Below are 12,281 nucleotides of genomic sequence, written 5' to 3' on the forward strand. Positions count from 1 at the left end.
CCCGAAAATCACGTGGAAGCTGTTTTCTGGAAACCCTGCGCCAACAGATGAGCCAAATGAATTCCCCCTCGCCCAGCAAGTTGCTGCGCCTGTGTGCGACATGAAAAACCATCAGCTAAATACACGGCCTGAGGGTGGGAACGAAGCGTCGGCAGTAAAGAGTGCTCCGCCACAGCAACTGACATATCGTAATGACCGCGCTCCATCCCAAAATTACCTGCAAGGCCACAACACCCTTCCATAATTGTGACCTGCGCGCCTAAACTTTCCAATAGCTCCCGATCATGGGACCAGCCCATCACAGAATAATGATGGCAATGAGGCTGCGCGATCACCTCAATACCTGACAAATCAGGCAGGCGACGTTCGGCCTTCGGAATATGCGTCAACACTTCCGCTAAAGTTTTAACAGCCCCACTCACCAGAGCAGAACGTGGATCATCCGGTAACAAATCCAATAAATCATCACGTAAAACAGCTGTACAAGACGGCTCCACCCCAACAATAGGAATACCGTTAGCAGCAAAAGGTGCGAGTACTCCAAGCAAATGCGTCAAACGTTTCTTTGCGCCAGTTAGTTGCCCAGTAGTAATCCACGTAAGACCACAACACGCATCCTCAGGAATAATTACGTGGAAACCTTGAGCTTCTAACACGCTCACCACTGCCCGAGCTCCCGCATCATCAAGAGTCTGCGAGAACGAATCCGCCCAGACCACAACAAAACGTGAAGCACGCACATACGACTGAGCTTCACCACAGTAGTCAGACTGCGAAACTTCCTGTCCCTCATCCGCGGACGCGTGCTCGACTTGAGGCACACACGAATCCAAACCACGTCGTCGTGCCCAGCGCGTAAAAGTCCCCGATTGCAGGGAAGGCATAGGCCGCCTCGTATCTAAACCAATAAGCGAAAAAATACTGCGACGTATCAGATTATTTTTCATCACCATGTTACTGATCGCAGCAAGACCAGGGACCCGTGCGCTCAGACGTGTCCAGCGTGGCAGCCACCCTAAAGTCCAATGAGAAAGGGGCCGCATACGCCCACGATACCGTCGAAAAAGAACTTCAGAACGGTACTTCGCCATGTCAACACCGGCAGGACAATCAGAAGAACACGCTTTACATGCGAGGCATAAATCGAGTGCTTCGAGGACCTCTGGCGAATCAATACGCGCAATGAGCTGCCCATTTGCTGCATCTTGAAGTATGCGCGCACGGCCACGAGTCACATCTTTTTCATGACGGCTCGCTTGATACGATGGGCACATGAAAGACCCTGAGATGTCTGCACGGCATTTACCTACGCCTGTGCAACGGTGGATTGCTTGGGTGAAATCGCCGTGGTCTTCACGGAAGGCGAAACCGTTGTCGGCAAGTATTGGGCGGGCCTTAGGACGACGTAAATAACGATCAAGCGGGTCAATGTCAGGGTGCAGATTACGTGCCTGTTCCACGGAGGCAGCGTGAGTACGAGCGTGCAAACGTTGAGAGGCATGGGCTTTGTCCATAGGTGCGGTTAAAACCCCTGGATTAAGTAAATTCTGCGAATCGAAAAGATGCTTGACCTGCGCAAAAAGATCTAAAAGATCCGGTGAATACATAAAACGCAGCAACTCTGAACGCGCGCGGCCATCGCCGTGTTCTCCCGAAACAGAACCACCATGAGAAGCGCATAAAGCTGCTGATTCTTCGAGGAAACACCGCGAATGAGCAACCCCCGCTTCATCTGCTAAAGGCATGTTCAGGCGCACATGAACACACCCATCACCGAAATGCCCGTACAGTAAGCCATCAATGCCATAGCGTTGCATGAGAGCTGTGAAATCACGTAAATAGGATCCTAAACGTGCAGGAGGCACGGCCGCGTCCTCAAAACCTGGCCACGCTTGTTCGCCGCCCTTGCCTGTCAGCGAATCATACGGTGTGCGTCCACCAAGGCCTGCTCCGTCTGCGCGAATCCGCCATAAAGCTGACGCTTGAGTTCCCGGAGGGTAAATAGCAGTCGCATGTGTGTGGGCATCAGCGGCCAACGCATGTGCGCGCGCTAAAGAATCTTCAGGATTCTCGCCGCCGACTTCGCACAAAAGCCAGCCGGTTCCCTCTGGCAGTTCAGGTACGGCCCCCGGTCCGCGGTGCTGTCGAACAACATCGACAAGGCGCGCGTCCATTCCTTCGACGGCAAGCGGCTTATGCGCGAGCACAGTAGGAACATCATCGGCGGCCTGAATCATATCCGCATACCCTAATGCCACTAAAACTGGCGCTGTAGGCACGGGAACTAAAGCAACGGTAACTGACAGGATTGTGACAAGTGTTCCTTCAGTACCAACGAGCATTGCTGCTAGATTTCGGCGTTTTTCAGGGGTGAGGTGTTCTAGTGAATAGCCGGATACTTGCCTGCCGAAGGTCCCTAGTTCGCGGCGAATAATTGCAAGATGAGAGTCAATGAGCTGCGCGAGCCCAGGAACTTCAGGTATATCCGAGGCATGTGATGTGTGTGCCGTGAAACGCCTCCCATGACCGTCAATGCAGTCGAGCGATATGACGTTGTCGGCTGTACGACCCCAGGCTGTTGCATGAGGCCCACACGCATTATTGCCGACCATTCCGCCGATACTTGCACGATTATGACTGGAAGGATCAGGGCCAAAACGCAAACCGTAGGGTGCTGCAGCAGCTTGGAGGGTGGTTTGTATGCAGCCGGGTTCAACAATTGCTGTACGGTTTTCAGGGTCGATATGTAGGACACGGTTCATATGCCGTGTGAAGTCAATGACGATGCCTGGGCCGATTGCGTTTCCAGCGCATGAGGTGCCACCGCCTCGTGAAGTGACAGGAATCTGATGTGTGCGAGCGCATTCAAGTGCAATAAGCACATCATCTACGTGTTGAGGGAAAACAACGGCTAAGGGGGGAATTCGATAGTTTCCAGCGTCCGTGGAATAGCGTGCGCGTGTGCCTGTTGATGAGTCGACTTCTCCTGTAATGCGAAGCCGTAAGATGTCAATGAAGGTACGTTGATCTGTGCTCAGGGGGCTACCAGGCTCGATCGGGTCCATATGTAGATTCTTACATTGGTGTAGGTGTGAGTGTCCGCAGTGTCCACTTCAATATGGGACAATGGTTCAGCCGTGGGTGTATTGAGGATGAGGAGAGCATGATGGCTCTATTCGAGTTTGACGAGGGTCGTCTTATTCCTGCCCAATTTGGACGTAATGTTCCGGGGGGTGTGACTCCTGAGGTTGTCCGGGCTGTGTGTTCACAAGTTTTAGAAATTGTTTCGCGCCCTTTATTCCCTATTACATGGGACGATGCGGTATCGCATGGAGATGAAAGTAAGCCGCCTCCGCGACTGATTGCTTTAGATGCGACAGGTCAGGTTGTTTCTGTTGAGGTTGTGCAGCATTTAGATTCGGATGTTCTTATTTCGTCACTGTCACGTTTGGCGCATACCGCGGCTTTGTCGTGGTCAGATTTAGCGCAGGAATATCCTGGTGATATTGAGGGTTTCAAATCCGGTTGGGCGCGTTTTAAGGAATCTATGCCACCATCTGCGGGTTCAGGACCGCGTTTAGTTATGGTGGTCGCTTCGATTGATGAATCTGTGCGTCCAGCGTTGGATGTTCTGGCTACTTCCGGTGTGGAAGTCCATGAGATGTCTTTCCGTCAGATGACTAATGGTAGGACTTTCTTGGAAGTTGCTACGGTGGGTTCTCGAATTTATGGTCATGCGCCGTATGTGTTATCTGGGCGCAGCACTCAGGTACCAAGTATTTCTGCATCTGAGCGCGCGCCTGAAGTGCCTACGCCTGCAAAACCGGAGCATGTATCACCACAGGTGTCATCTGTAGATCCGCATATTCGTATCTCGCAGCCTGATGCGCCACGCCGCCCTGATTCTTTTGTTCTTTCAGCTCAGACACAAGCGCAGGTGCCCCCTAGGAGCCGCCGGTATGGACGGGAAGTGCTTTCTGATTTGCGTTCACATCAGGATGAGGGCCTTCAAGCTGCGCGTTTAGCGGATGCTGCGTCGTATTCGTCGGTTGATCGTCAGGATTTTTCAGATCGTGCCGCTCAGGGAAATGCTGACAGTGCGCTCGCAGTGGATGTTTCCTTACTGAAGTGTGATAAGGAAGGTTTACGTGCTCTTGCGCGGATAATTGGTGAGGACGTGCTGTTGAAGTCTCATCCTGATACGGGTATTCCATCGGGATTTGTTTTGGGAACGGATGGCATGTTGCATTTTGGTCCCTCTGTTTTCCGTACCCCTGATGAAGCAATGATTGCGTTGGGTTTACCATCGGTTAATGGTTGGGAACATTTACATATTGCGGATCGTAGGGGTCCTTCTTTGAAGGATTCTGTGGAGGAAGTCAATAGGGAACGCATACGTGAACGTCGGCGTAGGCCTGCTCGTTCTCGTGAATATCCGGCTCGTCATTGATATAAGGGAATACGCATATTGCCAGTCGAGGGGGTTTTTAAGGTTTTGGCGTGGTGTTTTATTTCCCTGCGACGAATGTGGTGAGCCAGCGTGTCATGGTGTCCCATACTTGTGTGCGTACAGGCGGATCGGATAGGAAAAGGTCGTGTCTGCCTGGGAAACGGGCGATGGTGACCAGTGGGCTTAAATGTGTTGAGCGTTCAGCGATGATGTTGGCATCGAGGACAATATCTGAGCGAAAGACTTCGGGCGCCCACACGTGTGAGAAGTATGAGGATGTGGACATCATTGATAAAACGGGGCAGTCAAGGTGAACAGATTTTTCAATGAGGCTGTGTCCGGTCAAAATAGCGTCTAACCATGCGGCAAAAATGGGGTAGCTCTGGGGTCGTTTCCATTCGGTGACGTAATCCCATCCTTGGATTGCTGGATCGTCCTCGTAGGGCTGTAGGTCATCAGGGAGGTCAAATCCTGATTCTGCCCATCCGCCGAGGAGGGAACGTGAGTAGTAGTCGTTGCCGTCTCCGGAAGGGACTTCCCATGTGGGTTTGTATGAGGCGATTGTGCCGAGTACGTGTTGCGCAGCCGGTCGCATAGAGGCCATGGTGTGCATTTCTAGCCATGCGGAGTTGAGGATGAGTCCAGCAACTGCTCCAGGATGTCGGTAGGCCCATAGGGTGGCAAGTAGGCCTCCGGTTGAGTGTCCGATGAGGACGAGCGGAAGTGATCCGACTTCTGTGCGGATGATTTCAAGGGCTTCGCTGATGTCCTCATCGTATGTTACAAGGGTGTCAACGTAGCCGATGGTTTGTCCTGGGCGCAGGGAGCGCCCATATTTTCTGAGGTCGAGAGCGTAGAACGCGCCTTGTGCTGCGGCGATGCAGTGGGCAAGTTCGGGTTGAAAGAAGTAGTCATTGCGTCCGTGAATGTAGAGGGCAACGAAGCGTAGGGGAGTGGTCACGGGATTATCTGGGTCCCAGGTGGGGACGTGTCGGATGAGTGTGGCGGGGCATTCGCCTTCGTCGTCGGGGAGTAGTTCTAGTGTGCGTGACTCGAATTGTGGGCCGAGGATGTCTTCGCGCCATGCGTTGACGGGTGGGGGGCCGTCATTTCCCCACGGTCGCATAACGTCAATGTGGTTCTGCGATGTGGGGGTTGTGTTTTCTTGTGTACTGTCGTTCTGATGTGTCTTTGAGGTGCGAGTCACGCTTTTAGCCTACGTGTTTTCGGTGAAAAATGCGTGTTGTGAGGGGCGGAAGAACAGTATGAAGTGTGAAGCGTGTGCGAAAAAGATCAGGATGTTACAGGTGTGACAAATGTTAATAATGTGGATATTTATTGCGTAAGTGACGAGTGATGAATTAGAGTCAATAGTGGTTTTTGATATTGACTAAACAAGAGCAGAAAGTATGGTGAGACAGTGAAGCGTACTCGACGTATGGCCCTTGCCGCGCTCATAACTGCTTCTTTTATTGCGCTTCCGAGCCTCGCGCAAGCAACACCGTCGGAAGATGACATTAATCGGGCAAAAGCTGCAGAAGAAGCAGCGAAAATGTCCGTTGCACAAATTGAAGTAGAGCTTGCAAATGTCGCTGCTCGCGCAGAAGAAGCCGGACGTAAATCAGCTGCCGTGACCGAGCAATACAATAGCGCGATGCAAGTCCTTGACGACGCGAAAGCAACAGCTGAGGCTGCGCAAGCTGACGCAAATAAAGCTCAGGCAGATTTTGACCAAGCGAAAACACGTATTGCTTCCGTTGCTGTCACTGCATATCGTGAGGGTGGTTCACCTTTAGATTCCCTGAGCCCCTATTTAGAAGCTGATGGTTTACGTTCTGTTGAAACTAAACAGACCACGATCAAAAACGTTTCCCATCAGGCAGATAGCCGGATGCAGGAAGTTGCTGCACTTGAACAGGTCGCTCAGGTAATGCGCGGGGTCGCTGATCGTGCTGTTGAAAAACAACAAGATGCTGTTGATCTTGTATCCCAGCGCGCATCTGAAGCTCAAGCCGCTTACGATCAAGCCCTTGCTGTTCGCAACGAAATGGATATGCGTAAGCAGGTTTTGGTTGAAGAACTCGCAAAGAAACAAAATACAACGGTTGAGCTGATTCAAGAACGCGAAGCTGCTTTAGAGGCAGAACGTCAAGCCGCTGCTGCGGCCGAAGCAGCTCGTCAGGCTGAGGCTGCACGCCAAGCAGAAGCAGCTCGCCAAGCCGAAGCCGCACGTCAAGCTGAGGCTGCACGCCAAGCCGCTGCAGCATATGCGCCGAGCGCTCCCGCATGGAACCCCCCTGCACCTAGCAGACCGGTTTCAAGCTCAGGTGTTGCCGCTGGTGTGATCGCATTCGCTTGGTCCAAAGTTGGCTTACCGTACATTTGGGGCGGCAACGGACCTAACGGCTACGATTGCTCGGGTCTGGTTCAGCAAGCATTCCGTTCTCAAGGTGTGTCAGTTCCTCGTGGTGCAACAGACCAATACTTTGCAGGAACAAAGATCCCTTACGGTCAAAAACAGCCTGGCGATTTGATTTTCTGGGGCGGACCAAGCTACTACCACCATGTTGCTATTTACATTGGTAATGGTCAGATGATTGAGGCTCCTATGCCGGGAATGAGTCTCCATGCGACTCCTATATGGGGCAATCCTGCACCCTACGTCGTTCGATACTGACTCTCAATACTTATCCCATTAAATACACAGTGAAAATGTGTGGGGAGTGCCGAAAGGCACTCCCCACACATGCATATGCTCAACTCACGTAAGATAAGCCAGTATTAATGATGATCGAGTTCACCGCTGGCCTCAGCCTCTTTCAGACGTTCATATGAGCGACGAATTTCTGCTTCCGCCTCCTCACGGCCTACCCAGTGAGCACCCTCAACTGATTTACCCGGCTCCAAGTCCTTATACACCTCGAAGAAATGCTGAATTTCAAGGCGATGGAACTCTGACACGTCCTCAATCTCTGTTCTCCACGACGCACGTTGATCTGAGGCTGGAACGCATAAAACCTTATCGTCACCGCCTTTCTCATCGCGCATACGGAACATACCTAATGCGCGGCAACGGATCACGCATCCGGGGAAAGTTGGTTCTTCCAACAGGACCAGAGCATCTAAAGGATCTCCGTCCTCGCCAAGCGTGTCATCAATGAATCCATAGTCATCGGGGTAACGTGTTGATGTGAATAACATACGATCAAGTCGAATACGACCCGTTTTATGATCGATTTCATATTTATTTCGATTCCCTTTAGGAATCTCGATTGTCACGTCAAACTCCACAATGCACTCCTCAGTTGGGCTTGCGCCGCCACAAGGGTGGCACAGAGTCGGTTAATGCCTACATCTACACTATTGTGATTACCTACCATCATATTGAGGAGGAAACCCGTGAGACATAAAGCCGTCATGGTGATTCTAAGCGTTACAGCGCTATTATTTGCGACCGTCGGCTATGTGGTGGCAGATCTATACGATCGTGTCCCCGGTTTTCTCACTTTCTCACAGGCTGTCAGTCCCGCAGCGCCGCCCGCACTCCCACATGTGGAAAAGAATCAAAACGTCCAATGGAAAGCCACAGAAGGCAACCCTGTCGATCCAAAACAGCTAGAACACTTATGGCAAAAAAATGAAGCAGCCGCAGCCGAAGGTGGCTGGAAAAGCTGGGCCAAAATAGTCGATGCAACGACAGGTGAAACCCTGCTAGAAAAAAATACTTCCCAAGCACACACCCCCGCCTCAGTCACAAAAATTCTCACCGCATACGCCGCTTTAACGCATCTATCCCCCTCCCAGCGATTAGCAACAGGCGTATCCCGTGAAGGAACAAACCTATACCTATGGGGACAAGGTGACCTTCTCCTTGGAGCAGGAACAGGAAACCCAGACGCAGTCAATGGACAGGCAGGCGTGGCTGACCTTGCGGGAAAAACAATAGCCGCCCTGAACAACAACGGTGTGAATGCAGTGCAACTGTACTGGGCTCCTCAGCCTTTTACTGGACCATCACACTTGAATACATGGGATCAACAAAACTCCGGTGACTACGAAGGACATGTCGCAGCTTTTGCGGTTGACGCTGGTCGTATTGATGGTCAAGAAAATGCATTCTATAGTGCCCCTGCCGCTACGGTGGCTACTCTTTTCGCTGACTATCTGCGTGCAGCAGGCATCACTGTCGAAATGATAAGTGAAGCTGCTCCTCCAGAAAACACATACGAAGTCGCTCGCATAGAATCAGCAACACAAGCACAGCAAATACGGTACATGTTAGAGCAATCAGATAACACGCTTGCTGACCAGTACTGTCGTTTAACTGCACGAACAATAGGGGCAGAAACTTCCTACTCTGGCGCTGTAAGCACTCTGATCTTAACCCTCCAAAATGCAGGAATTCCCACACAAGGTATTCACTTAGACGACTGCTCAGGTTTATCTGAAAACGATCGAGTAAGCGCAGATACACTAATTGCTACTATTTTCGATTCTGTTCGTGAACACAAAACGCCGGCAGTTGCCAACCTCGTGCGTTCACTACCCATCGCAGGCGTTTCAGGGACACTCACCTCACGCTTACAATCAGAAAACACTCGCGCAAATGTGCAGGCAAAAACAGGAACGCTCGGTAAAACCGTGTCAATGGCTGGAGTCCTCACCACAACCTCAGGGCGCTTGCTGATTTTTGCCCTCGGAAATGATGACGTACCGCGCAATGAAGCTGTGACGACACGACCTCACATTGACGAATTTTTACACGAACTCTCGAACTTATAAACGTATTGGCACGCCACACGGAATGCCGACAGAATTCCGGTAGGCACACCGTTATTTTGCCCTCGCATGTACGGAAGTTATTAATGGTGCAATGAAAACTGCAGTGAGACTTTCCTTAAAGGACACTAAACTAGGAACATGAGTACTGACTGCGCGGACGACGTTTTCATGCGATTCATGATCGCTTCCCTACCATCGGGACCGCATGTAACGGCTCCGACAGCGGCTGCTGTTGTTCGCAGACTACGGCGCACAGATGAATGGGTCAAACCCTACGTGCAGCGTTTAAGTCACCTACCTGAAGCAGCTTCCACAGTCATCAAATCTCCCATTGAAATCGTTGAACGACGAGCTGCCGCAACCGTGTGTTTTACAGCTTTACGTCAACTAGTTACAGGCCAGAGCCTTAACATACGCCCAACGGCTTTATATAAGACAGCCCTGTGGGGGCGTACAACTATGCGCCATGTGACTGGCATATGGGATATGACCCGAAATACACGTGTACTTGTCGCACCGAACATTTTTACTCAAGCACAACAATTTCAGCTTGACCAAAACGACTGGTGCCGATGGGTGTCCCTACGCACAGCACTTACTGCTACACACCACATATACGCGCCACACCTCATCGAATACCTCATTCATCTAATGAGTGCGCTCCCCGATACAACACATGAGCTTGCGCATTTCATTTTCCTTTCAGACGCCTTGGCCTATGCTTCAATGGATGCGCTCACACCTGTTGATATGCCTTCATGCCAATGGTTGCGTCACTACGACAAAAAACATAATGAAACAGCGCGACTACATGTCCTCCGTAAAATACTGACCCCACCACCCGACATCAGCGTGATATGTGAACGTACACAAAATTTCGCAGATTACGTGGTGGCGGCGCGAATGCTTCCGGAACTTTTACGGGACGTAGCAAACCTGCCTACCGTGGCTGAATATGCGCAACCTGATATGTGGGGGCGACGTGTGGGTTGAACAACACGCACGGCCTTTGAGTCAGGCAGTTACCCTCATAGGCCCTCAACCTCGTGGTGCGGTGAGAGAAATCAGTCTTGCTGTACGCCCGTATATTCAACAGATGAAAAAAGAGGGGGCGAAAGCTGTTCTTGTAGGTTTTTCCGGTGGCGCTGACTCGACAGCACTCACCGTGGCCACTCTTGATGCGGGAATGCGGGCAGGACTGCATGTGCACACATTGACAGTCGATCATGGTGTTCGTGCTGAATCATCCGCAGAAGCTGAACGCGTATGTGAGCAAGCCAGACAGCTAGGCGCGTACGCTCATATATGTCATATCAACATGGCGCAGGAAGGCGGACCAGAAGCTGCTGCTCGCCAAGGACGTAGAGCGGCCCTTATTGACTATGCCGCGCGCATACATGAACAAGAAGGTGGCTCCTGTGTTCCAATTTTTCTGGGACACACCCTTGACGATCAAGCCGAAACAGTGATTCTGCGTTTAGCCAGAGGCTCTGGCACAGGGTCGTTACGTGCAATGGATGCGTGTCGCTATGGGAAAGATGGCGTGTGGGTGCGCCCTTTTTTAGGGGTCAGGCGTGAGATTATTCGTGAAGCGGTTAAGACTTTAGGGATCCCATGGGTGGAAGACCCCTCGAATTTTCCGGACGGACCATGGAAAACTCGTGATGGTTCTCCTTTACGTCGAGCGGCCGTGCGAGCAGATGTTTTACCCCTGCTCAACCGTGCTTTAGGTCAAGATGTGACGCAGGCCCTTGCTAGAACTGCTGCGAATGCTGCTGATGATGACGATGCCTTGACGCAGTGGGCATGGCATGAATACCGTAACGCTTTACGTGAAGTGCGCCATATAGGTCAAGAAGATTTTGAGCACATGCCTCATATTTCACACATGTCGGATCTGCAACATGATGCGCACTCGCACTCGGGTAATTGCGAAAGACCAGCACTAACGCCTCATAATTTTTCGACTCAACCACTGGAATCTGCCCCTGAAACACATATGCCCGAATGGGATAAATCAGGCGACCCATCCCCTAATACAGATCAACCTGAATGTGACTGCGCAGTGCAAGAAATATCTGACAAAACATATGCTACAGGACTTAATTTAAGTAAAAACAACACGTATATTTTGAGTGTATCCGCTGTGAAAAACCTGCCATATGCTGTTCTTGCACGAGTTGTCAGGCTGTTCTTATTAGAGGGCGGAGCACGCGCAGGCCAGCTATCCTCAACGCATATTCGACAAGCTGTGGATTTGGTGAAACAGTGGCATGGTCAAGGACCATTGCATCTACCAGGAGTCGTTATCGACCGATACGGTAAAGGGAAAAAAGCCTATTTGAAATGTGGTGAATCGCCCGTAAACGATCTATGCCATGCATCAAGGCATGGAAATGTGGCACGCTAGAACAGAATGGTGTTGTGAGGACCCAGAACATTCTGTGATCCGTACAGCAGAGAGGAAAGAAACGCGGTGGACGCAACCGATATGGGACAGGATCTGAAAAGCATCCTCGTTGACGAAGCTGAACTGGATCAGCGTTTAACTGAAATGGCAGCAGAAATTGACCGTGACTATGTTGGTCGTGAAATTTTGCTGGTAGGTGTTTTACGTGGAGCTATCATGGTGATGGCGGATTTATCCCGTAAAATTCATACTCCATTAAAAATGGACTGGATGGCTGTGTCCTCCTACGGTTCAGGCACGAAATCTTCAGGTGTCGTACGTATCCTCAAAGATCTAGATAACGACGTTCATGGTAAACATGTGCTGATCGTTGAAGACATCATTGACTCCGGTTTAACACTGTCATGGTTACGAAAAAACTTAGAATCACGCGGAGCAGCATCAGTACAGATTGCCACTATGCTGCGTAAACCAGAAGCCGCAAAAGTGGAAGTTGATGTCGCCTACGTCGGTTTTGAAATTCCGAATGAATTCGTTGTCGGATATGGCTTAGATTACGCTGAAAACTACCGTCACCTGCCTTTTGTCGGTACGTTGGCACCGCATGTGTATGGTGGCTGAAACTCAATAAAGGATTGT

9 protein-coding genes are annotated in these 12,281 nt (G+C 51.0%); 6 read left to right on the plus strand and 3 right to left on the minus strand.

Translation table 11 applies throughout. The features are described 5' to 3' along the window. Positions 1 to 8 precede the first annotated feature (8 nt). Positions 9 to 3,065 (minus strand): FAD-binding and (Fe-S)-binding domain-containing protein, encoded by a 3,057-nt coding sequence (locus tag LRP54_RS05260; protein WP_231235272.1) that lies wholly within the window; start codon positions 3,063 to 3,065, stop codon positions 9 to 11. Between the two features lie 98 nt (positions 3,066 to 3,163). Between LRP54_RS05260 and LRP54_RS05265 the strand changes: the two genes are divergently transcribed. Then, entirely contained in the window at positions 3,164 to 4,450 is a 1,287-nt protein-coding gene (locus LRP54_RS05265; RefSeq protein WP_231235273.1) for a hypothetical protein, read from the plus strand. A 58-nt stretch (positions 4,451 to 4,508) separates the two neighbouring features. Here the strand turns inward: LRP54_RS05265 and LRP54_RS05270 are convergent, their stop codons facing one another. Further along, positions 4,509 to 5,576, minus strand: a complete 1,068-nt coding sequence (locus LRP54_RS05270) for an alpha/beta fold hydrolase (protein ID WP_231235356.1) — start codon at positions 5,574 to 5,576, stop codon at positions 4,509 to 4,511. A gap of 294 nt (positions 5,577 to 5,870) precedes the next feature. Here LRP54_RS05270 and LRP54_RS05275 point away from each other — a divergent pair, with 294 nt between their 5' ends. Further along, positions 5,871 to 7,127 (plus strand): C40 family peptidase, encoded by a 1,257-nt coding sequence (locus LRP54_RS05275; protein WP_231205640.1) that lies wholly within the window; start codon positions 5,871 to 5,873, stop codon positions 7,125 to 7,127. Between the two features lie 104 nt (positions 7,128 to 7,231). Here the strand turns inward: LRP54_RS05275 and LRP54_RS05280 are convergent, their stop codons facing one another. Further along, complete coding sequence (locus LRP54_RS05280; protein ID WP_231205639.1) at positions 7,232 to 7,741, minus strand: inorganic diphosphatase; 510 nt, start codon at positions 7,739 to 7,741, stop codon at positions 7,232 to 7,234. A gap of 108 nt (positions 7,742 to 7,849) precedes the next feature. On the opposite strand from LRP54_RS05280, the gene dacB reads away from it, so the two are divergent. The 4 genes from dacB to hpt all read left to right on the plus strand — a co-directional run bounded on the left by dacB (position 7,850) and on the right by hpt (position 12,263). Next, entirely contained in the window at positions 7,850 to 9,232 is a 1,383-nt protein-coding gene (gene dacB / locus LRP54_RS05285) for a D-alanyl-D-alanine carboxypeptidase/D-alanyl-D-alanine endopeptidase (RefSeq protein ID WP_231205638.1), read from the plus strand. Between the two features lie 138 nt (positions 9,233 to 9,370). After that, complete coding sequence (locus LRP54_RS05290) at positions 9,371 to 10,225, plus strand: hypothetical protein (protein ID WP_231235274.1); 855 nt, start codon at positions 9,371 to 9,373, stop codon at positions 10,223 to 10,225. Next, a complete protein-coding gene (gene tilS / locus LRP54_RS05295) occupies positions 10,188 to 11,642 on the plus strand; it encodes a tRNA lysidine(34) synthetase TilS (protein ID WP_231235275.1) in 1,455 nt (484 codons plus the stop codon). Before LRP54_RS05290 ends, tilS begins: the two co-directional genes overlap by 38 nt. Positions 11,643 to 11,708: 66 nt before the next feature. Beyond that, entirely contained in the window at positions 11,709 to 12,263 is a 555-nt protein-coding gene (gene hpt, locus LRP54_RS05300; protein WP_231205635.1) for a hypoxanthine phosphoribosyltransferase, read from the plus strand. The last annotated feature ends 18 nt before the right edge of the window (positions 12,264 to 12,281 follow it).

Source organism: Schaalia sp. lx-100, from assembly GCF_021083625.1.
Lineage (GTDB): Bacteria > Actinomycetota > Actinomycetes > Actinomycetales > Actinomycetaceae > Pauljensenia.